We start from the raw sequence: 20,724 nt of genomic DNA, 5'->3' as shown, positions 1-20,724 counted from the left end.
CAGCGCCGGATTGCGGCGTAAAAGCGCCGGCTCTCTTATCGAGCCGGCGTGGGATATTACTTCAGACCTTCTGCGGCCAGTGCCGCCGCGACTGCCGGACGCGCTGCAACGCGCGCCATATAGTCGGCAATATTTTCGTATCCCGCCATATCCATCTTCACAGCAAACGCCCAGCGCAGCACGGTAAACAGGTAGGCATCGGCAATCGTGAAGCGAGCGCCGCTGATCCACTGTGCGCCAGCCAGCGACTCATCGATGTAGGCCAGTTTTTTATCCAGCAGCGCACGTACCGTTGGTTTGTAGTCTTCCGGAGTGTCTGGACGGAACAGCGGAGTAAAGCCTTTGTGCAGCTCGGTAGCGATGAAGTTCATCCACTCCAGCGTTTTGTAGCGGTTGATGGTGCCAACCGGTGCCAGCAGCTGGCGGTCGGCTACGCTATCGGCGAGGTACTGCATGATCGCCACGCCTTCGGTCAGCAGAGTGTTATCGTCCAGCAGCAGCGCCGGAACCTGGCCTTTCGGGTTGACCGCCAGGAAATCGTCACCGTTTTCCATACGTTTGTGCATCAGATCGACGCCAATCAGCGTAAAGTCCTTTCCGCTCTCCCGAAGCGTGATATGCGATGCGAGGGAACAGGCGCCGGGTTTATAGAACAATTTCATGGGTAACTCCTTCAGACTATGATTATTTTTGTTCTCTACTGGCAGAAGGGCACCAATAGATATGAAGGTATGTTAGTGCTTGCGGTAAGAAAAAAAAAGCCGCTAACAGCAGTTAGCGGCCCAAAATTATTCGTTTCCCGATGACGTTAGGCGGAAGCGACTTTACCTTCAGCAGTTGCTTTTGAGTCGTCCTGAGTCATGCGGTTCAGCTTAGGTGCGGTCAGCAGCATCAGTACGGCAATCACGGCAGTCGCGACGCCAATCTGCAGGAACACGCGGCCGTATACTTCCAGCGACATCAGCGGATCGGTCACATTTTCCGGTACTGCCATCATGCCAGCGACATAGCCGCCAATGATGTTTGCGCCGGCAGTGGTCAGGAACCAGCTACCCATGATGAAGCCCATCAGACGTTGCGGTACCAGCTGTGCCACCATCGCGAGGCCCAGACCGGAGATCATCAGTTCACCGATGCTCTGCAGGCCGTAGCTGATGATCAGCCAGTTCACGGAGACGATACCAGCGTCAGAGGCGAATTTTGCTCCCAGCGGCAGAATCAGGAACGCACCGGAACACAACACCATACCTATGGCAAACTTGGTTGGCATCGGCAGGGTATCACCCATTTTGTTATAGATAGCGGCCAGAATCGGGCTACCGATAATAATCCAGAACGGGTTCAGCGCCTGATACTGTTCCGGCTCGAACGCGATGCCCAGAATGGTGTGCTCAACGTTACGAATCGCGAAGAAGTTCAGCGACGTCGGCATCTGGCTGTACAGCACGAAGAAGATGATGGCTTCGAGCATCAGGATAAAGGCCACAATCATTTTACGACGCGGCGCACCGGACATCGCGAAAGTTTCTTTACCAAAGATAATCACGATGCCCAGCGCGATCACGCCCAGAACCATACGTGCGATGCCCTGGTTGTGCAGCAGCCAGGTGGCAACGGCAACCAGAATAACCACGCCTACGATGGTCAGCAGCAGGTTACGGAAGTTAACCGGCTCGAAGTCAGGTTTAGAACCGTACTGTTTCACCCAGCGCTGGCAGAAGGCGAAGTTCACTACGGTGATCAGCATACCCACAACGCTCAGTGCGAATGCGGTGCTCCAGCCGTATTTGGCCGCCAGCCACGGGGTTGCCAGCATAGAGAAGAACGAGCCGATGTTGACGGACATGTAGTACATGGTGAATGCACCGTCCAGACGCGGGTCGTCTTTGGCATAGCAGGTAGACAGCAGAGAGGACGGGTTGGCTTTGAACAGGCCGTTACCCACAGCGATAGCCGCCATACCCATATAGACGATACCGGCGTCGTGCCCTGACCACGCCACTAAAGCGTAGCCGATAGCGAGGACCACGGCCCCCAGCATAATAACGCGCTTGGTGCCCAGTACTTTGTCGCCCAGCCAGCCGCCGATGGCAACCAGACCGTAGACCAGAGCACTGAAGGAGGAGAACAGCGTAATGGAGTCTGCTTCAGACATACCCAGCTGTTTCACCAGATAAACGGCCATAATGCCTTGCAGGCCGTAGAAGCCGAAACGCTCCCATAACTCGATGGAGAAAATGAGATAGAACGCTTTAGGCTGTTTGAAGGCGTTTAAGCTAACGCTTTCCGTTGGTTTATTGTTTGCAGTAGACACATATACCTCTTATTTACATCCCATCTTAATGGGGGGTGTACTGGGCGGAGATGCTCTTTTTGGCACCCGCCTTATAGTTATTCTGGAGGGAAACGGGAAGTAATGTTCACTATCCTGCGCCTGCAAACAAGGGTTTTGCAATACTCTGTTACAAATAAAAAGACTGGCACAAACGACCATCTTTGCAAATGTTATTTAGCGTTAAATTTCACGGTTTAAAAATAGATGGTTTTTTCTTCTGGGATTGGGCGGAAAACTGTGGGATATAACGATATCTTCTGCTGATCGCGCTTAGAAGTAGTGATATAGGCTGGATTCTGAAAAAAAGCTGGATGATCGTTTTGTTGGCTGCAAATGTTGCATTGTGATGATGACGGCAGATTGTACGTAAAGAAACATAAATGCAACATTATGTTGCATGGCTGTTCATGTCAGCGTTTGTATAGAAATTTTCGCTAGTGATGATGTATTTAATCTGCAAAATCGTTATATAAGCGATATAAATGCCAAATACTGAATAAATATATGGTGTTAATTGCGGTTGGCGCGAGAGGGCGGCGGCGTGCCATCGACTTGCCACGCCGCAAAAATGCGCTACGGGTCGGTTTTCTCTTTGTATTCACAGAGATCTTCGATGATGCAGGAGCCGCAGCGTGGCTTGCGGGCGATACAGGTATAGCGGCCATGCAGAATCAGCCAGTGGTGACAGTCAACCTTGAACTCGGCAGGGACAACCTTTAACAGCTTCTCTTCAACCTGTTCGACGTTTTTACCTGGTGCGAAGTTTGTCCGATTGCAGACGCGGAAAATATGCGTGTCGACGGCTATTGTCGGCCAGCCAAACGCGGTGTTGAGGACCACGTTGGCCGTTTTTCGGCCCACGCCCGGCAGCGCTTCCAGCGCAGCGCGATCTTCCGGTACCTGACCGTCGTGCAGCGCCAGCAGCATACGACAGGTCTTGATGACGTTTTCTGCCTTGCTGTTAAACAGACCGATGGTTTTGATGTATTGCTTCACGCCGTCAACGCCGAGATCCAGCATTGCCTGCGGTGTGTTGGCCACCGGGTAGAGCTTGGCCGTGGCTTTGTTGACGCTGACGTCAGTCGCCTGTGCCGACAGCAGAACCGCAATCAGCAGTTCAAACGGTGAGGTAAAATTCAGTTCAGTGGTCGGATGCGGGTTGTTGTCCCGCAGGCGGCTCAAAATCTCCAGGCGTTTGGCTTTGTTCATCAGGCTTTCTCTGCCGTTTCAACGATCGCGCCGTCCGCCGTAGTGGCCTGCGCGCGTCGTTGTTTCGTCCGTTCATCAATCAGGTATTTGATTGCCAGCAGCATGCCCAGGCCGATAAACGCGCCCGGCGGCAGCATAGCCAGCAGGAAAGGGGTGTCGGTATGGAAAACTTCAATGCGCAGCGCTTTTGCCCAGCCGCCGAGCAGACCATCGGCCCCGTCGAACAAGGTACCGTTGCCGAGCAGCTCGCGCAGAGAACCCAGCACAAACATGGTGCAGGTAGCTCCCATGCCGATTGCGAAACCATCGAGCGCCGACAGCGCCGGGCCCTTCTTCGCCGCAAAGGCTTCGGCGCGGCCAACGACAATGCAGTTGGTCACAATCAGTGGAATAAAGATCCCCAGAGACTGATAAAGGCCAAACGCATAGGCGTTAATCAGCATCTGTACGGCGCTGACCACTGAGGCAATGATCATGACGTAAATAGGAATACGAATCTCCGCCGGCGTCCAGCGACGCAGGCTGGAGATAGCCAGGTTGGTCAGGGTGAGCACCAGCGTGGTCGCCAGACCCAGACCCAGCGCATTTGTGGCGGTTGAGGTGACCGCCAGCAGCGGACACATGCCTAAAAGCTGAACCAATGCGGAGTTGTTCTTCCAGAGCCCCTGGACGATAACTTCTTTAACCTCGCTCATGATTTACTCTCCGCAGGCTTGCAGTTGTGAAAGTTGATTCGGTAGGGTTTCAGCATACAGCCCTGCGCGTTTAACTGCGTTGACCACCGCGCGTGGGGTAATCGTCGCGCCGGTAAACTGGTCGAACTGGCCGCCGTCCTTTTTCACCGCCCACTGACCGTCATCTGCACCCACGATTTTTTTGCCAGCAAAGAAGGTTATCCAGTTGGAGAGGCGTAGCTCGATTTTATCACCGAGGCCGGGTGTTTCATGGTGCTCGGTTACCCGGGTCCCAAGAACGGTACCGTTAAAATCGGCACCAACCAACAGCTGGATTGCCCCGGAGTAACCGTCCGGCGCGGTGGCTTCCAGCACGGCGGCAACCGGTTTATCGTCCAGGCGAGCGATGTAAACTTTGTGCGTACCTTTACCCAGCTCGGGAGCGTTCACCACAAAGCAGCTTTTCAGCAGTGAATTATTATAGCTGTCGGCGGGAATCACCTGCTGGAACAGCGCGTTTTGCTGCTTTTCAGCCTGATCGTCAATGGTGTGCTTCGTCAACTGGTTGATGGCCGCCGTAAGCCCGGTTGAGCCCGCCGCGAACAGCGCCAGCGTCACACCGTGTTTGCGCATGGTTTTTAACATCTCAATCCTCAGCGGTGTCCGTAAACGCGCGGGCGCGTGTAGTAGTCGATCAGCGGCACGGTGATATTGGCCAGCAGCACGGCAAAGGCCACGCCGTCAGGGTAGCCGCCGAAGCTGCGAATCAGCCATACCAGCAGGCCCGCCAGCGCACCAAAGATCAGGCGCCCGCGGTTGGTGGTGGATGCCGTTACCGGATCAGTCAGAATAAAGAAGGCGCCGAGCATGGTTGCCCCTGACAGCAGATGCATCTGCGGCGAGGCGACGCTTTCCGGATGCAGCAGCCACCCGAGCGTTGAACAGAAGGCCAGACTGACCAGGAAACTGACCGGAATATGCCAGCGAATCGCTTTCTGCCAGAGCAGGAACAGGCCGCCGACCAGATAAGCGACATTCACCCATTGCCAGCCAATACCGGCCAGTGCACCGTGATAAATGGCGGCGTTGAGAACGGTTTCGACCGGCTGACCAGCATGAAGTGAGGTTTTGAAGGTGTCGAGCGGCGTGGCCTGACTGATACCGTCAATGCCCAGCTTCAGCGCGTTCATATCCTGACCCGCCGTCGTATGGCCAGTGAAAATCACCTGCAGCGCATCCATAAACCCCGGCGTCACGGCGGCAATCCCGTGCGGTGGCAGCCAGGATGTCATCTGTACGGGGAAAGAGATCAGCAACACCACGTAGCCAATCATTGCCGGGTTAAACGGATTCTGACCCAGCCCGCCGTACAGCTGCTTGGCGATGATCACTGCAAAGACGGTCCCCAGCACCACCATCCACCACGGGGCGAAGGGGGGAATACTGATGGCCAGCAGCAGGCCGGTTAGCAACGCCGAGTTATCGGCTAGCGTCCGGGCGATATTCTGCCTACGCAGACGCAGTACCAGCGCTTCGGCGAGGCAGGCAGCAACGATAGCGAGGGTGAGCTGTATAAAGGTTCCCCAACCAAAAAACCAGCTCTGCACCAGAATGCCGGGCAGGGCGGCGACGATCACCAGCATCATGATACGAGAGGTCTGGCGATGGTTATGGGTATAAGGGGAACTCGCGATCTTGAAAACCATTTAATCCTCGTTAACGGCCTGAGCGGCTTTCCGGGCTTGAACACGGGCAATAGCAGCGGCAACGGCGGCTTTGCGTGGGTCGTCATTGGCGGCAGCTTCGCTGGCGTCCTGTTGTGCGGCTTTGCGCGCTTTGGCTCGGGCAATCGCCGCTTCAACCGCGGCTTTACGCGGGTCGACGGTGTCGCTGACGGTTTCGGCAGGCGCTGCTTCCGGCTGCTGGGCGGCTTTGCGCGCTTTGGCTCGGGCAATCGCGGCTTCAACCGCGGCTTTACGCGGGTCGACGGCGTCGCTGGCGGTTTTAACAGGCGCTGCTTCCGGCTGCTGGGCGGCTTTGCGCGCTTTGGCCCGGGCAATCGCGGCTTCAACCGCGGCTTTGCGCGGGTCGACGGCGTCGTTGACGCTTTCGGCCGATGCTGCTTCCGGCAGCGGGTCCTGCGCTTTACGTGCTTTCGCGCGTGCAATAGCAGCCTCAACGGCGGCCTTGCGTGGATCTGACGCTTCACTCGCATTCAGGCGTTTTTCCGCCTGGGCAGCGCGCGCCTGTGCTTTACGCGCTTCACGCGCGGCGGCTACGGCGCTGTTGTCCGGTAGCGCACCGGACTGAATGATAATCGGCTGCGTTGCCTGCTGTTGTTTTTCCCGCACGCGCGCCAGGGCTGCGTGGATAGCATCCTGATCTTTAGCGGCAGGCTGAACGGCGGCTTTCTTATGACGCTCTTCACGGGCAATTTTCTCTCGTTCGAGACGCTGCTGGCGGGCTTCGAAACGGGCTTTCGCTTCCGCAGCGCGCTGCTCTTCCTGGCGAATCGCGTGAATTTCTGCTTTTTCCTGACGGAAATACTGCACCAGTGGAATGCTGCTTGGGCACACCCAGGCGCAGGCGCCGCACTCGATACAATCCGACAGATTGTGCGCCGTTGCTTTATCGTGCTGTTGACCTTTACTGAACCAGTAAAGCTGTTGTGGCAGCAGGTCGGCCGGGCAGGCGTCGGCACAGGCGCTACAGCGAATGCAGCCCTTTTCTTCTTCCGGTTCACCCATTTCAGACGGGGATGGCGCTAGCAGGCAGTTGGTGATTTTGACCACCGGCACATCGAGCCAGGGTAGGGTAAAGCCCATCAGCGGGCCGCCCATAATCACCATTTGATCGCTGACGGGGCAGAAACCCGCGTGGCTAAGCAAATGTTTCACCGGCGTGCCGAGACGCGCCCACACGTTGCCTGGCATGCTGATCGATTCACCGGTCAGGGTGACGACGCGTTCGGTCAACGGCTCGCCGTCAATAACGGCACGCTTGACCGCGTAGGCCGTACCCACGTTCTGCATCAGTACGCCAATATCCGACGAGCGGCCACCGTGGGGCACCTGTTTACCGGTCAGAATCTGCGTCAGCTGCTTCGCACCGCCGGACGGATATTTCGTCGGGATGACGCGCAGGCTGATACCGTGGCAGCCTGCCAGCACCGCACGCATCATCGAAATGGCCTGCGGTTTATTGTCCTCAATGCCAATCAGCACCTGCTGCGGCTGCAGGATGTGCGCCAGGATCTGAATACCTTCAACAATCTGCGCCGCGCAGTCCTGCATCAGGCGATCGTCTGCGGTGATATACGGTTCGCATTCTGCGGCGTTAATGATCAGTGTATCAATTTTGTCACCGCCGCCGCGCAGCTTGTTACCCGTCGGGAAACCCGCGCCGCCTAAGCCGGCGACGCCAAACTGATGAATACGCTCAATCAACGCTTCGCGGCTGCGGTTTTTGTAGTCGTTCCAGCCATCGCGGGCGATCCAGCGGTCCTCACCATCGGCATCAATGATGACGCTCATTTCCGGCAGGGCGGACGGATGGGCGGTGGCGTGCGGCTCAATGGCCACCACCGTCCCGGAGGTCGGCGCGTGTACGGGGAGCATACGGCCCCAGCCGCGGGTAAGCGACTGGCCGCGCAGCACGCGATCGCCGGGCTGCACGCACAGTTCACCTTCGGCGCCAATGTGCTGCTTCAGAGGAATCACAAAACGCTGGGCGAGCGGAATCTGACGCAGCGGCGTACCGTTAGACTGCGTTTTCATTTCGGGCGGGTGAATGCCACCGTCGAAATCCCAGATTTTGTCTTTTCTGAAGGCGGAGAATAGCTTAAGCATGGTGTTCCACAGGAATAATTCGTACCGGGATCGTTTGCAGGTCCCATTTCCAGCTTTCGGTGGTCGTCTCTACCGGGCGCAGCGTAATACACTGCGTCGGGCACGGTGCCACGCACAGATTACAGCCGGTACACAGATCGCTCACAACCGTATGCATGGCGCGGGTGGCGCCAATAATGGCGTCAACCGGGCAGGCCTGGATGCATTTGGTGCAGCCGATGCAGTTATCTTCATCAATCACTGCCAGCATGCGGGCCGGCTCGGGGGCCGCATCGTCGCCGTCAATCGGCTGTGGGTCTACGTTCAGCAGGGTAGCGATTTTCAGCATGACGGCTTCGCCTCCCGGGGCGCAGCAGTTGATTTTTTCACCGTTACTGACCGCTTCGGCGTACGGGCGGCAGCCGGGATAACCGCATTGCCCACATTGGCTTTGCGGCAGCAGTTCATCAATTTTTTCTACGACCGGGTCGTCTTCAACGGCAAAACGGCGCGAGGCGTACCCGAGAATGACGCCAAAAATCAGCCCGAGCAGGCTGATCGCAGCGACAGCAATCCAGAAGGTTATCATTACAACTTCACCAACCCACTAAAGCCCATAAAGGCCAACGACATTAAACCTGCGGTAATCAGTGCAATGGCGTTGCCGCGGAACGGGGCCGGCACGTCGGACACCACCAGACGTTCGCGAATCGATGCGAACAGCACCATCACCAGCGAAAAACCGACGGCGGCGGAGAAACCGTACAGCGCGGATTGCAGGAAGTTGTGGCCAAGGTTGATATTCAACAGCGCCACGCCCAACACGGCGCAGTTGGTCGTGATAAGCGGCAGGAAAATCCCCAGCAGGCGATACAGCGCGGGGCTGGTTTTCCGCACGACCATCTCGGTGAACTGGACAACCACGGCGATGACCAGAATAAAGGCCAGCGTGCGCAGGTAGACTAAATCCAGCGGAATAAGAATCCAGGTATCGATAAGCCAGGCGCAGATCGAGGCGAGCGTCATGACGAAGGTTGTCGCCAGCCCCATTCCCATTGCGGTTTCCAGTTTTTTGGAAACGCCCATAAACGGGCACAGCCCAAGGAACTTCACCAGGACGAAGTTATTTACCAGAACTGTACCGATAAAGAGCAATAAATAGTCAGTCATCATTCGACCTGTAACAAAAAAAGCCACCTATTATCTGACAAAGCGCGTCGGGCGACAACAGGGTAACAGTGGGGTTATTACGCACGCGTAAACGTACGCTTTACCCGCTGGGAACGTTTGAAGTAGGGCACGATTAGCGCCGCCGCTAACAGCGGAAGCAGAAGCTGGCGCACGGCCAGGTCGTCAGAGATCGGCGAAAACGCGAACGCTTTAACTGCCAGCAGTACGCCAACCATCAGCCAGATAATGTAGTGTTTAGGAACGTTGCGGCGGCGTTTGAAGAAGGCAATGGTCAGCCACAGCGTGTAATACCACATGGCAATAAACGACAGGAACGACGCGGCTAAAAGCAGCATGTTACTGCCGCCCATTTCTTTTACCAATGCCAGAGTGTGCGGCGTCAGCAGGACGTAACCAAATTTAGCCAGGGTGATGGTGATGCTCAACAACTGCACGAGCAGCCAGGCCAGCGGGCCAAGTAACCATCCGCCAATACGTTCTGCAGAATTATCCGACATTGTGTCTCCCGAAAATCAGCGCCAGTGTTGCATGGAAAAATACAGGTCGAGGAGTATAAGCAACTGGCGCTGAGGAAAAAACTATTATTGCACGAATCGCCAAACGTTCTTTGGCACTTGGCCCACATCGTACAAACGACCACCGGAAACCAGCTCCGCGCGACGATGATCGGCGGCGCGATACATATTGATCAATTCTTCGTTACTGGTGAGGGAATAGTTAAGGTGGTCATAAAGTTTTTCAAGATTGTCCAGCGAACTGACTTTGCGGAACTTTAATAAATAATCCAGAACGGTCATTTGAGGGCATCCATTATAATGTTAAGGCACACCGCACGTCATTTCCGCCGGAGACGGGCAGAATACGCGACGGTTAATGCGGCATTGATAGCCAATGTTGTTAATCGACATCCATTTTTGGCGAGGGTTTCGCGCATCCGGCTCACCCTCTATAGGATATTCTTAATTATTTGGCTAATAGGAATGAATTACAATAACAGAAAATGTGCTTATTGATTTCGCGCCAGAATTAATGCGTTTTTATGCAATCAGGGCGCCGATTGACGCCCTGTAGAGAGAAGGTTGAGGTTACCGCTGTTCGCCGCGGCTGGCGATCACATCTTTGTACCAGAAGAAGCTTTTCTTACGCTTACGCGCCAGGTTCTGCTGGTGGTCGACATAGACAAAGCCATACTGCTTTTTATAACCGTTCAGCCAGCTCAGCAAATCGATAAACGACCATGGATAATACCCGCGCACGTCGGCGCCTTGTTCAATGGCGGTTTCCAGCGCATCAATATGTACGCGCAGGAAGTCGATGCGAGGATCGTCGACCACTTCTCCGTCGATAATCGGGTCAACCGCGCCCAGGCCGTTTTCGGTGATATACATCGGAATATCGCCGTAGCGCGCCTTGATCATCATAATGCCGTCGGTCAGCCCCTGTGGCCAGATTTCCCAGCCCCATTCGGTATAGACGCTCTGTGGATTGCGCACGAAATAGAAAAGCCCCTCGACGCCCTGTTCACCGCTGACTTTTTCTGCTGGTGGCTGTGAAGAGACGGTTTCGCGGCGGTAATAGTTCAGGCCGATAAAATCGCAGCGGTTATTGCGCAGCAGGTCATCATCGCCCGGCGCGAAGCGCGGTACTCCCCAAAGGGCCTGGGACTGTGCCAGCAGTTCGGCAGGATAGCAGCCCTTTAATACCGGGTCGTAGAACCAGTGGGTGTGAATCGCGTCGGCTAACTCGCTGGCAGCCATGTCTTCTGCGCTTTGAGTCAGCGGAGAGTGGGGCTGCAGCACGTTAACGAAGCCGATTTCGCCGTTAATCTGCATGCCGCGGAACGCTTTCACGGCCATGGCATGGGCAATAAATACGTGATGACAGGCCTGAATAGCGCGCGCCGGATTGCGCACGGACGGCGGATGGCTGCCGGTAATATAACCATGCCCGATAAAAACGATGGTTTCATTAAAGGTGGCCCATTTTTGCACCCGCGAACCAAAGCGGGAATAGCACAGCCGCGCGTACTCTTCGAACGCCTCAGCGGTGGAGCGTGCTTCCCAGCCGCCTTCGTCCTGCAACGCCTGCGGCAGATCCCAGTGGTAGAGCGTAATCATTGGCTCAATGCCGTGGGCCAGCAGGTCGTCTATCAGATCGCTGTAGAACTTCACTCCGGCTTCGTTGATGGTGCCGCGCCCTTCAGGCAGCAGGCGAGGCCATGAAATGGAAAAACGGTAGCTCTGAAGCCCCATTTCGGCCATGAGCTTTACGTCTTCTTTAACGCGGTGGTAGTGATCGACGGCGATATCGCCGTTGGTACCCTGATACGTCGTTCCCGGCTGGTGGGAAAACACATCCCAGATCGACGGACCTTTGCCGTCTTCATTATACGCACCTTCCACCTGGTACGCCGCCGTAGCAGCACCCCAGAGAAAATGTTGGGGAAAAGCGGACATACAACACTCCTTATCTGTGTGATAAGGCGAGTGTAAAGTGAGTGAATATCATCTGCAACCGGTTTCAGAAACCGGTTGCATCTATGCGATCCGAATCACTTTTTTCCCACGATGGGCTTATTTTTTCTGCAGTGAGACGGTGGCGGTAGCGGCGGGCTCCGGTGACTTGTAATCGTCGATATGGTGCGCAATAAACAACAGCAGAACGGAAAAACCGAGAACAACCCAACCAATTAATTCAACAATACGAGACAATACAGAATTCATGAAATTTATTTAACAATCCATTGAGAAGTAACGCCAGACCAGGATATTAGCGCGCTCATGCCACAACGCAAGTTTTCAGCGGGATCGATTCCACGGGCGTTGTTTTTTTAATCGATTCTCGGGGAGGCAAGCCATAATGTTATTAAAGTGTTGTGCATTATCGCCAGATGAGGTCAAATAAGAAATCGATTACAAAATAAAAATACCCCCTTAAACTTCACCAGTGAGGCTGCAAATATGAGTGACTCAATCCGCGTTGGACTCGTGGGCTATGGCTATGCCAGTAAAACGTTTCATGCGCCGCTCATCTGCGGCACGCCGGGAATGACGCTGGCGGCTGTCTCAAGCAGCGATGCCGGTAAGGTTCACGCAGATTGGCCTACGGTCAGCGTGGTCTCCGATCCTCAGGCGCTGTTCCACGACCCCAGCATTGATCTGGTCGTGATTCCTACGCCTAACGATACGCACTATCCGTTGGCGAAAGCGGCGCTGGAGGCAGGGAAAAACGTCGTGGTCGACAAACCCTTCACAGTGACACTGTCACAGGCTCGCGAGCTGGATGCGCTGGCAAAGCAGCAGGGCAAGCTGCTGTCGGTATTTCATAACCGCCGCTGGGACAGCGATTTTCTGACGGTGAAAGCGCTGATCAATGAAGGTAAGCTCGGTGACGTCACTTACTTTGAGTCGCACTTTGACCGCTATCGTCCGCAGGTGCGCGCGCGCTGGCGCGAGCAGGCCGGGCTCGGTAGCGGTATCTGGTACGATTTGGGCCCTCATCTGCTGGATCAGGCGGTCAATCTGTTTGGCCTGCCGCACAGCCTGTATGTCGATCTCGGTCAGCTGCGCCCGGGTGCGCAGGCCACCGACTACTTTCATGCCGTATTGACCTGGCCGCAGCGTCGCGTGGTGCTGCACGGCACGCTGCTGGCGGCGGCGGAAACGGCGCGCTACATCGTACATGGCTCGCAGGCCAGTTATATGAAGTTTGGCCTCGATCCGCAGGAAGATAGGCTGAAAAGCGGCGAACGTCTGCCGCAGGCCGACTGGGGCTATGATATGCGAGACGGTATCCTGACGACGGTTGACGGGGAAACGCGGGTAGAAGAGAACTGGCTGACGCTGCCGGGTAACTATCCGGCATACTACGCGGGCATTCGTGATGCGCTTAACGGAATCGGCGAAAACCCGGTACCGGCGGGCCAGGCGATTCAGATTATGGAGCTGATTGAGCTGGGTATCGAATCGGCGAAACATCGCGCGGCGCTGGCGCTGGTCTAACGAAACGGTAATAAAGACCCCGGCAGCGGCGGCTGCCGGGGAGCAGGTTATCCGCGCTGGACGCGGGCGATCAGCGCCTGCTTTTCTGCCGCAGAGAGGAACGCCATCTCCAGCCCGTTAATCTGCGCCTGACGGATTTGTGCAGCCGTGAGGCCTGCCGCCGGTGCCGCCACGCGGTATTCGTGCTGGATATCAATGCCCTGTACCGCCGGGTCGTCCGTATTCAGACTGGCCAGCACGCCATGCTCGAGGAACGTTTTCAGCGGATGCTGCGCCAACGACGGTACGGTGCTGGTCTGGATATTGGAGGTCAGACAGGATTCGATGCCGATACCTTTTCCCGCAAGGAAATCCATCAGCGCCGGATCCTGAACCGCTTTTACGCCATGACCGATACGCTCGGCGCCTAAATCGCGAATCGCCTGCCAGATGCTTTCCGGGCCGGCAGCTTCGCCCGCGTGCACGGTAATGTGCCAGCCTGCATCGCGTGCGCGGCTGAAGTGTTCCAGGAACAGATGCCCCGGGAAACCGAGCTCATCGCCGGCCAGATCGAGGGCGGTAATACCGTCGCGGTGCGCCAGCAGGGCGTTCAGCTCTTCTTCACAGGCGGCTTCGCCAAAGGTGCGACTCATAATGCCAATCAGGCGCGCATCAACGTTAAACGCGCGACTGCCTTCTTTCACCCCGGCAATCACCGCTTCAACCACACCGTCAACCGGCAAACCGTGGTTCATTGCCATATAACGCGGGGAAAAACGTAGCTCAACGTAGTGCAGGCCATTACGCGCGGCGTCTTCTACGTTCTCGTACGCGACGCGGCGGCAGGCGTCTAATGATGCCAGAACCTTCACGCCCCAATCGAGCTTGCTGAGGAAACTCACCAGATCGGGTTCATTGCTGGTGACCTGAACGTGCGGCAGCAGCGCGTCGAGCGTAGACGCAGGCAGCGTCAGATTGTACTGGCGGCCGAGATCAAGAATGGTTTGGGCGCGAATGTTTCCGTCGAGATGGCGGTGAACGTCAGTTAGGGGCAGGTTGGTATCAATCATGATAGCACTCGAGTTTTAGTTAAAGTGCAAATTATTATACCATAGGAAGATAACTGATTAAAAGTATTGAAAAAATTGCGAGGATACAGGGATTTGGCTGTACGACGATGAATTTTTAGCAGTGTGTATTTTGCGGCTTTCAGGTCAACGGGCCGCAGATTCCAGCCCGTTGACCGTCGTGTCTAACCCGGTTTGTCGTTATTTTTTGTGGCTTGATATGGGCAGCATTCTCAGCAGCGTATTATCACGCATGATGTAATGGTGGAATAATGCCGCCAGCGCGTGCAGACCAATTAAAAAATAACCCGCGTTGGCAATTAATTCATGCCACTCTTTTAAATTGTGCTGAATATCTTGATTCGGGACTGCGGCAACCGGTAGGGCGATACCAAAAAAGGACCATGCCACCTGGCCGAAATACAACGAGGCTATTCCCAGGAACGGCAAGGCGAGAAACATTAAATAGAGCAACCCGTGCACGGACTTTGAGGCCGCAATCTGCCAGCGCGGCGGCGTGGGGGTAATTTCAGGGTCGCGGTGGGTGATTTTTAACACCACTCTGACCAGCATCAACAACAAAACGCTCAGCCCCGCCGTGTAGTGGATTAACGCTATTGTTGCGCGGGCTGGGCTGCCTTTAGGGGCAAAGCCTTTCAGCTCCATGGCGGCATAGGCGATGATAATCAGGATCAGGACGAGCCAGTGCATCAGGATCTGGCTTTTGGCGAAGGTTCTTTTCACGGTGATGTCCTTTTAATATGTGATAATTGATTATCAATAAACAACCTTAAGCACACCTTAACTTTGATAAAGAAAGTCTGGCCGCAAAAACGGGGTTCTTAAAATATAAACAAGTATAAGCCGCCATACGACCGTCTGCGTCATGTGGGGGGGTAACCGTTATCTCGTCAGATATTTTTCGCCTTCCGTCCCCTGAAAACAATGACGGCAATCCATCTACCGTTTTCCGACCGGCATTTTAATCTCTGCATCTCACTATGCAGATTTTTTACGTATCAATCATCGCGCGCTGGCGAACATCCCACGGTATCAGGCGACGATCTCGATAAGATTACCGTCCGGATCTTTAATCACCGCTTCATAATATCCGTCGCCGGTGGTACGTGGGGGGGAGACCAGAATATGCTGCTCCGCTCCGCGCGCCGCCAGCGCATCAACGGCCTCCTTGCTGCCGACCGAAATCGCCAGATGTACCCATCCGGTGGTGTTGTTATCGGGCTGCGCAATCTGTAGCCCGGGTTTGCTCATCAACTCGATGGCAATGGATTCATTGACGGTCACAAAGTATGACTCGAACCCCGGGTTCGTTTTGCTGCGGTACTTCTCGTTGATTTTCCCGTCAAAAAACGTCACCCAAAAACGCGCCTGTGCTTCCAGCGCCTGCGTCCAAAGCGCAACGTGTGCAATTTTCATGTCCGATCTCCAGAAGGTTTTAACGTACGCAACGGCGAAAGTGAGGGCGGGTTGACAGCCACTGTTGCAATGCACGATTATGCTTATTATTGCTCGATTTAATGATTAAAGGTAATTTCATGCTCGATTATGCAGCTTTTCCTGATCAACGACAAGCCTTGATTCGCCAGGCGCTCGGGCAGCAAGGCCGGGTTGTTTGTGCTGAACTGGCCGTGCAGTTGGGGGTGTCTGAACACACTATTCGCCGTGATTTACATGAACTGAGTAAGGAAGGCGTGTGTAAGAAGGTTTACGGCGGCGCTGTCGCGACGCTGCCTGATACCGGTAGCTTTATTGAACGAAAAACACAAAAGGCGGATGTAAAGAGCATCATCGCGCATAAATGTGCACAACTTATCAAACCCAATAGCTGCGTGTTTATTGATTCCGGTACCACCAATCTGGCGCTGGCTGAGGCGATTGACGACACGTTGGTTCTGACGGCAGTGACCAATTCGCCGGAAATCGCCTGCGCGCTGCTTAAAAAGCCGCGCTGTGAGGTGATCATGTTAGGCGGCGGGATCCAGCGCAGCAGCGGTGGCAGCGTAGGGGCCGCGGCGCTGGCGCAGGTCAACGACATTCTTTTCGAGCAGGGGTTTATTGGCGGCTGTGCCATGGCTCCGGAGTCGGGGCTGACCGGATTCGACTATGCAGACTGCGCATTCAAGAAAGCGGTTATCCCGCAATGTAGCGAAATTATTGTTGGATTGACGGCCGATAAAATTCCCGCCGTCGCGCGCTACGTGGTCGCTGGCTGTCGGCAAATAGACGTGCTGGTGGTCGAGGAAAGCGTACGTCAGCAATATGCCGAGGCTTTTGCGCCCTACGAGATTTTGCTGCACGGTGTGTAGCGCGAGAAAATACGCAACGCCGGGCGACGTTGCGCGATGGGATTAGTGCAGAGTGCGGATAGCGGCAATCAGGCGTTCCACGCCTTGCTCAAGCTTCACGCGCGGGCACCCCGCGTTGAGGCGAATGAAGCCGTTGCCTTCATTACCGTAGGTGTAGCCGGGCATTATCGCCACTTTTTGCTGTTTGATCAGCACATCCTGCAGCGTACGATCGTCAATATTGAGCGGGCGTAAATCAATCCATGCCAGATAAGTTGCCTGCGGAGCTTGCCACTGTAGCGCCGGAAACGCTGCGTTAAGCGTTTGCTGGATATAGCGCATATTGCCCTGCAAATAATCACGCAACGCGTCCAGCCACGGTTCGCCGTGCCGATAGGCGGCAATATGCGCGACCAGTGCGGGAACGGACGGCGAGGAGAGGCCGTCACGGCTTTTTAATGCGTTGAGATAATCATTGCGTGCGCCTTCGTCGTCGATCAGCCCGTATGCGCCGGTAAAAGCCGGAATATTGAAGCTTTTGGAGCCGGAGGTGAACAGCGCCCACGGCCCTTGTGCGACGTCGCACCACGGGATATGGCGATGACCGTCCCACGTCATGTCCATGTGAATTTCATCGCTGATCACCCGAACGTTGTGTTTTGCGCACAGCGCCGCCATCGTTTGCAGTTCTTCACGGGTCCAGACTTTACCGGTTGGGTTTTGCGGGCTGCACAACAGCAGGATGCGGTTTTGCGGCTGCGATAGCGCGGCCTCCAGCACGTTCATATCGCAGAACCACTGGCCGTCGCGTTGATGAAGCGGAACGCCTACCACTTCGCGCTGATTGCTTTCAATCGTTTTAAAGAAGGCATCGTAGGCCGGCGTGTGAACCACAATGCCGTCGCCGGGGGCTGACCACTGACGAATCATCTCGGCGACCATGTAAATCACCGATGGCCCGTAGACGATGCTGTTGGTGTCGATGGTGCTGTGAAAGCGGTGGGCATACCAGTGGGCAATAGCCGGTAAAAACTCGTCGTTCTTCCAGCGGCTGTAGCCAAATACGCCGTGAGATAAACGCTTGCTGAGCGCGTCGAGAATGCAGGGGGCGGTGGCAAAATCCATATCCGAGATGGTGAACGGCAGCAGGTCAGCGTCGCCGAAGCGGTCGGCAACATAGTCCCACTGGGTGCACCAGGTGCCATGTCGGTCAATCACCGTTGAGAAGTCAAACATGTGAGGGTCCTCACGAAGAAAAGAGGTGAGCTATTGTGCCCCCGCGGCGGGCGGGGGCAAAGTGGTTTACGCCTGTACGGAATGCATCAATACCGACATTTCATCTTTCACCGACTGAACCTGCGGGCCGATGACAACCTGGAGATTGTGCTGGTTGAGCTTAACCACCCCAATCGCCCGGTTGGCCTTGAGCGCATCGACGTTGACTTTGTCCATATCGCTGACCGACAGACGCAGACGGGTGATGCAGTTATCGAGCGAAACAATGTTCTCTGCGCCGCCCAGTGCGGACAGGATTGCCGGAACGTTGTAGCCGGATTTGCCGGTTGCGCCGCTGGTAACGTGCTCTGCGGCCGGTGCGTTGTCGATATCACGGCCCGGCGTTTTAATGTTAAAGCGCACGATAGCGAAGCGGAAAATGGCGTAGTACACGGCGAACCAGACCGCTGCCACTACCGGTACCAGATACCACTTGGTAGACAGACCGTGCAGAATACCGAACACCACGAAGTCAATAATGTTGCCGTCGGTGTTACCGATGGTGACGCCAAGAATCGCCATCATGGTGAAGCCCAGGCCGGTCAACAGCGCGTGAATGACGTACAGTACCGGTGCCACGAACAGGAACAGGAATTCCAGCGGTTCCGTGGTGCCGCCGACGACACAGGCAATGACGCCAGAAATCAGCAGGCCTTTAATTTTATGACGGTTTTCCGGGCGAGCGCAGTGGTACATCGCCAGCGCAGCGCCGGGCAGGCCGCCGAGGAAGGCCGGCATTTTACCCTGCGACAGGAAGCGGGTAGCGCTTTCGGAGAAGCCGTGGGTTGTTGGGCAGCTCAACTGGGCCTGGAAAATCGTCAGCGCGCCGCTGACGCTGTGACCGCAGACGTCCATGGTTCCGCCGGCTTCGGTAAAGCGGATCAGCGCCACCAGAATATGGTGCAGGCCGAACGGCAGCAGCAGACGTTCACCGGTACCAAAAATCATCGGACCAAAATCGCCCGCGCTGTTGATCACGTGACCCAGCGCGTTAATGCCCATGGCGAAAATCGGCCACACCAGCGGGATCACCAGACCGACCAGGCCCAGGACCACGGTAGTAATAATCGGCACGAAGCGGGTACCGCCGAAAAACGCCAGCGCATCCGGCAGGCGGATGGTGTGGAAACGTTCGTGCAGCATCCAGACGATGATCCCGCAGATCACCGCGCCGAGAATACCGGTGTCGATGGACTGAATACCGATAATGTTCTGGATGTTATTGGCTTTCAGAATGGCGGCGTCGGTGGTTGGCAGAATGCCTTTGGCCGTCAACCAGAAGTTTACCGCCAGGTTCATGACCGCGTAGCCGACGAAACCGGCAAAGGCCGCAACGCCTTTATTGTCACGCGCCAGACCCAGCGGGATGGCAATACAGAACATCACCGGCAGGAAGCTGAACGCGAATGAGCCAACTTTGCTCATCCAGATAAAGACAGCTTGCAGGAACGGGGTATCGAGCCATGGCAGTAGCGTGATGACGTCATGGCTGCTTAATGAGCTGCCGATACCGAGCATAATCCCACAGAAGGAGAGCAGCGCGACCGGCAGCATAAAGGTTTTGCCAAGCTGCTGGAAGAACTCCCAGAGGGTGACTTTTGGTGCGGTTTTCGCCGTCATGAAACGACTCCTTAATCCTGAAAAAAGGTTTCTGGTAATTTCGGTAAAGGAAGATAAAACGTTTTATCAATTTTTAGTGAGAAACAAATCACAAAAGCAATGGATAATACAGTTTATAAAGTACACCTAGAGATAAAACGTTTTATCGGATAAGCAAAAGGAGTCGCGCAGGCGCTATGGCGATTGCAAAGAAAGTCACCATTAACGATGTTGCGCTGGCGGCAGGCGTTTCCGTCAGCACCGTTTCGCTGGTCCTGAGCGGCAAGGGGCGTATCTCGTCGGCCACGGGGGAACGGGTTTATCAGGCGATTGACCAGTTGGGCTTCGTGCGTAACCGCCAGGCGGTGTCGCTGCGCGGCGGGCAAACCGGCGTGATTGGTCTGATTGTCGGCGATCTGTCATCACCGTTTTATGCGGAACTGACGGCGGGGTTAACCGCCGCCCTCGAGTCGCAGGGGAAAATGGTCTTTTTGACCCAGGGGGGCAACTGCGGCGAGCAAATGCTCCAGCGTTTTGAAGCGCTGGTATCGCAGGGCGTCGACGGCGTGGTGATTGCCGGTTCGGTCGACCGGGCCGCAGAACTGCGGGCCAAAGCCGCTGAAACCGAGACGCCGCTGGTGTTTGCCTCCCGCGCCAGCTATCTCGACGAGGTCGACATTATTCGCCCGGATAACATGCAGGCGGCCCAACTGGTGACCGAGCATCTGATTCGGCGCGGCCATCAGCGTATTGCCTGGCTGGGCGGGCAAAGTTCATCGCTGACCCGCGCGGAGCGGGTGGGCGGCTACTGCGCAACGCTCATCAAGTACGGCCTGCCGTTCCATAGCGATTGGGTGCTGGAGTGCGAGTCCAGCCAGAAACAGGCGGCGGAAGCGATTACCGGCCTGCTGCGCCACAACCCGACCATCACCGCGGTGCTGTGTTACAACAGCGTGATTGCGGTAGGCGCGTGGTTCGGCCTGATGCGCGCCGGTAAGCAGAGCGGCGAAGACAGCGTTGAAAGTTATTATGAGCAGCGGGTCACGCTGGCGGCGTTTGCTGAGGTGCCGGAGCAGGCGCTTGACGATGTGCCCTTAACCTGGGTAACGACGCCTGCCCGTGACATGGGCAAAAGCGTGGCGGAGCGCATTTTGCAGCGCATTGAAACCGGCCAGGGCGAGGCGCGAAATCTGATTATGCCGCCACGGCTGGTGGTGAGAAAATAAAAAAGCCCCAATTCGGGGCTTTTCGCGGGGGCCGT

General features: G+C 55.7%; 21 protein-coding genes. 3 read left to right on the top strand and 18 right to left on the bottom strand.

Going from position 1 to position 20,724, the window contains the following annotated elements; translation table 11 throughout:
• Positions 1-56: 56 nt before the first annotated feature.
• The 13 genes from gstA to blr all read right to left on the bottom strand — a co-directional run bounded on the left by gstA (position 57) and on the right by blr (position 11,959).
• Positions 57-662, bottom strand: a complete 606-nt coding sequence (gene gstA / locus H7R58_RS12495; protein WP_182930494.1) for a glutathione transferase GstA — start codon at positions 660-662, stop codon at positions 57-59.
• Between the two features lie 146 nt (positions 663-808).
• Positions 809-2,314: a dipeptide/tripeptide permease DtpA gene (gene dtpA, locus H7R58_RS12490; RefSeq protein WP_106926804.1), complete on the bottom strand. Its 1,506-nt coding sequence runs from the start codon at positions 2,312-2,314 to the stop codon at positions 809-811.
• A gap of 594 nt (positions 2,315-2,908) precedes the next feature.
• Positions 2,909-3,544: an endonuclease III gene (nth, locus tag H7R58_RS12485; protein WP_106926807.1), complete on the bottom strand. Its 636-nt coding sequence runs from the start codon at positions 3,542-3,544 to the stop codon at positions 2,909-2,911.
• On the bottom strand, positions 3,544-4,239 hold the full coding sequence (locus tag H7R58_RS12480; RefSeq protein WP_182934369.1) for an electron transport complex subunit E: 696 nt from the start codon (positions 4,237-4,239) through the stop codon (positions 3,544-3,546). The genes nth and H7R58_RS12480 overlap by 1 nt, the downstream gene beginning before the upstream one ends.
• 3 nt (positions 4,240-4,242) lie before the next feature.
• Complete coding sequence (rsxG, locus tag H7R58_RS12475) at positions 4,243-4,863, bottom strand: electron transport complex subunit RsxG (RefSeq protein WP_182930496.1); 621 nt, start codon at positions 4,861-4,863, stop codon at positions 4,243-4,245.
• 8 nt (positions 4,864-4,871) lie between these two features.
• Positions 4,872-5,924 carry an electron transport complex subunit RsxD gene (gene rsxD, locus H7R58_RS12470; RefSeq protein WP_182930497.1) on the bottom strand — a complete coding sequence of 351 codons (1,053 nt, stop codon included), beginning with the start codon at positions 5,922-5,924 and terminating at the stop codon, positions 4,872-4,874.
• Positions 5,925-8,066 (bottom strand): electron transport complex subunit RsxC, encoded by a 2,142-nt coding sequence (gene rsxC / locus H7R58_RS12465; protein WP_182930498.1) that lies wholly within the window; start codon positions 8,064-8,066, stop codon positions 5,925-5,927.
• On the bottom strand, positions 8,059-8,634 hold the full coding sequence (rsxB, locus tag H7R58_RS12460; protein ID WP_182930499.1) for an electron transport complex subunit RsxB: 576 nt from the start codon (positions 8,632-8,634) through the stop codon (positions 8,059-8,061). The genes rsxC and rsxB overlap by 8 nt, the downstream gene beginning before the upstream one ends.
• Complete coding sequence (gene rsxA, locus H7R58_RS12455) at positions 8,634-9,215, bottom strand: electron transport complex subunit RsxA (RefSeq protein WP_064545680.1); 582 nt, start codon at positions 9,213-9,215, stop codon at positions 8,634-8,636. The genes rsxB and rsxA overlap by 1 nt, the downstream gene beginning before the upstream one ends.
• Before the next feature lie 77 nt (positions 9,216-9,292).
• Positions 9,293-9,733: a DUF2569 domain-containing protein gene (locus H7R58_RS12450; RefSeq protein ID WP_106926820.1), complete on the bottom strand. Its 441-nt coding sequence runs from the start codon at positions 9,731-9,733 to the stop codon at positions 9,293-9,295.
• Positions 9,734-9,817: 84 nt separating this feature from the next.
• Positions 9,818-10,033, bottom strand: coding sequence for a transcription modulator YdgT (gene ydgT, locus H7R58_RS12445; protein ID WP_106926822.1), 216 nt, complete (start codon positions 10,031-10,033; stop codon positions 9,818-9,820).
• Between the two features lie 288 nt (positions 10,034-10,321).
• Positions 10,322-11,692 carry a GH1 family beta-glucosidase gene (locus H7R58_RS12440; protein WP_182930500.1) on the bottom strand — a complete coding sequence of 457 codons (1,371 nt, stop codon included), beginning with the start codon at positions 11,690-11,692 and terminating at the stop codon, positions 10,322-10,324.
• Between the two features lie 117 nt (positions 11,693-11,809).
• Positions 11,810-11,959: a division septum protein Blr gene (gene blr / locus H7R58_RS12435; RefSeq protein ID WP_106926826.1), complete on the bottom strand. Its 150-nt coding sequence runs from the start codon at positions 11,957-11,959 to the stop codon at positions 11,810-11,812.
• 237 nt (positions 11,960-12,196) lie between these two features.
• On the opposite strand from blr, the gene H7R58_RS12430 reads away from it, so the two are divergent.
• Positions 12,197-13,237 (top strand): oxidoreductase, encoded by a 1,041-nt coding sequence (locus H7R58_RS12430; protein ID WP_182930501.1) that lies wholly within the window; start codon positions 12,197-12,199, stop codon positions 13,235-13,237.
• A gap of 47 nt (positions 13,238-13,284) precedes the next feature.
• On the opposite strand, the gene add is transcribed toward H7R58_RS12430, so the two are convergent.
• From add to H7R58_RS12415, 3 genes are all read right to left on the bottom strand, one after another.
• Entirely contained in the window at positions 13,285-14,286 is a 1,002-nt protein-coding gene (gene add / locus H7R58_RS12425) for an adenosine deaminase (protein ID WP_182934368.1), read from the bottom strand.
• Between the two features lie 198 nt (positions 14,287-14,484).
• Positions 14,485-15,027 carry a cytochrome b561 gene (gene cybB, locus H7R58_RS12420; protein ID WP_106926832.1) on the bottom strand — a complete coding sequence of 181 codons (543 nt, stop codon included), beginning with the start codon at positions 15,025-15,027 and terminating at the stop codon, positions 14,485-14,487.
• A 309-nt stretch (positions 15,028-15,336) separates the two neighbouring features.
• Positions 15,337-15,720 (bottom strand): VOC family protein, encoded by a 384-nt coding sequence (locus tag H7R58_RS12415; protein ID WP_182930503.1) that lies wholly within the window; start codon positions 15,718-15,720, stop codon positions 15,337-15,339.
• Positions 15,721-15,839: 119 nt separating this feature from the next.
• Between H7R58_RS12415 and H7R58_RS12410 the strand changes: the two genes are divergently transcribed.
• A complete protein-coding gene (locus tag H7R58_RS12410) occupies positions 15,840-16,610 on the top strand; it encodes a DeoR/GlpR family DNA-binding transcription regulator (RefSeq protein WP_182930504.1) in 771 nt (256 codons plus the stop codon).
• A gap of 42 nt (positions 16,611-16,652) precedes the next feature.
• On the opposite strand, the gene H7R58_RS12405 is transcribed toward H7R58_RS12410, so the two are convergent.
• Together H7R58_RS12405 and malX are read right to left on the bottom strand one after the other, a co-directional pair.
• Positions 16,653-17,825, bottom strand: a complete 1,173-nt coding sequence (locus tag H7R58_RS12405) for a MalY/PatB family protein (protein ID WP_182930505.1) — start codon at positions 17,823-17,825, stop codon at positions 16,653-16,655.
• Between the two features lie 66 nt (positions 17,826-17,891).
• Positions 17,892-19,484, bottom strand: a complete 1,593-nt coding sequence (malX, locus tag H7R58_RS12400) for a maltose/glucose-specific PTS transporter subunit IIBC (RefSeq protein ID WP_106926838.1) — start codon at positions 19,482-19,484, stop codon at positions 17,892-17,894.
• 176 nt (positions 19,485-19,660) lie between these two features.
• On the opposite strand from malX, the gene H7R58_RS12395 reads away from it, so the two are divergent.
• Entirely contained in the window at positions 19,661-20,689 is a 1,029-nt protein-coding gene (locus H7R58_RS12395; RefSeq protein ID WP_106926840.1) for a Mal regulon transcriptional regulator MalI, read from the top strand.
• Positions 20,690-20,724: the final 35 nt, after the last annotated feature.

It is taken from the genome of Klebsiella sp. WP4-W18-ESBL-05 (assembly GCF_014169075.1).
Classification (GTDB): Bacteria; Pseudomonadota; Gammaproteobacteria; order Enterobacterales; family Enterobacteriaceae; genus Kluyvera; species Kluyvera ascorbata_B.
Note: the sequence above shows the minus strand (reverse complement) of the source record. Positions and strands in the feature narration are given on the sequence as shown.

Bases quoted from the DNA above. Each gene is read 5' to 3' on its own strand.
- gstA (WP_182930494.1), bottom strand. From the start codon at position 662: ATGAAATTGTTCTATAAACCCGGCGCCTGTTCCCTCGCATCGCATATC.
- nth (WP_106926807.1), bottom strand. From the start codon at position 3,544: ATGAACAAAGCCAAACGCCTGGAGATTTTGAGCCGCCTGCGGGACAAC.
- H7R58_RS12480 (WP_182934369.1), bottom strand. From the start codon at position 4,239: ATGAGCGAGGTTAAAGAAGTTATCGTCCAGGGGCTCTGGAAGAACAAC.
- rsxG (WP_182930496.1), bottom strand. From the start codon at position 4,863: ATGTTAAAAACCATGCGCAAACACGGTGTGACGCTGGCGCTGTTCGCG.
- rsxD (WP_182930497.1), bottom strand. From the start codon at position 5,924: ATGGTTTTCAAGATCGCGAGTTCCCCTTATACCCATAACCATCGCCAG.
- rsxC (WP_182930498.1), bottom strand. From the start codon at position 8,066: ATGCTTAAGCTATTCTCCGCCTTCAGAAAAGACAAAATCTGGGATTTC.
- rsxB (WP_182930499.1), bottom strand. From the start codon at position 8,634: ATGATAACCTTCTGGATTGCTGTCGCTGCGATCAGCCTGCTCGGGCTG.
- rsxA (WP_064545680.1), bottom strand. From the start codon at position 9,215: ATGACTGACTATTTATTGCTCTTTATCGGTACAGTTCTGGTAAATAAC.
- H7R58_RS12450 (WP_106926820.1), bottom strand. From the start codon at position 9,733: ATGTCGGATAATTCTGCAGAACGTATTGGCGGATGGTTACTTGGCCCG.
- ydgT (WP_106926822.1), bottom strand. From the start codon at position 10,033: ATGACCGTTCTGGATTATTTATTAAAGTTCCGCAAAGTCAGTTCGCTG.
- H7R58_RS12440 (WP_182930500.1), bottom strand. From the start codon at position 11,692: ATGTCCGCTTTTCCCCAACATTTTCTCTGGGGTGCTGCTACGGCGGCG.
- blr (WP_106926826.1), bottom strand. From the start codon at position 11,959: ATGAATTCTGTATTGTCTCGTATTGTTGAATTAATTGGTTGGGTTGTT.
- H7R58_RS12430 (WP_182930501.1), top strand. From the start codon at position 12,197: ATGAGTGACTCAATCCGCGTTGGACTCGTGGGCTATGGCTATGCCAGT.
- add (WP_182934368.1), bottom strand. From the start codon at position 14,286: ATGATTGATACCAACCTGCCCCTAACTGACGTTCACCGCCATCTCGAC.
- H7R58_RS12415 (WP_182930503.1), bottom strand. From the start codon at position 15,720: ATGAAAATTGCACACGTTGCGCTTTGGACGCAGGCGCTGGAAGCACAG.
- H7R58_RS12410 (WP_182930504.1), top strand. From the start codon at position 15,840: ATGCTCGATTATGCAGCTTTTCCTGATCAACGACAAGCCTTGATTCGC.
- H7R58_RS12405 (WP_182930505.1), bottom strand. From the start codon at position 17,825: ATGTTTGACTTCTCAACGGTGATTGACCGACATGGCACCTGGTGCACC.
- malX (WP_106926838.1), bottom strand. From the start codon at position 19,484: ATGACGGCGAAAACCGCACCAAAAGTCACCCTCTGGGAGTTCTTCCAG.
- H7R58_RS12395 (WP_106926840.1), top strand. From the start codon at position 19,661: ATGGCGATTGCAAAGAAAGTCACCATTAACGATGTTGCGCTGGCGGCA.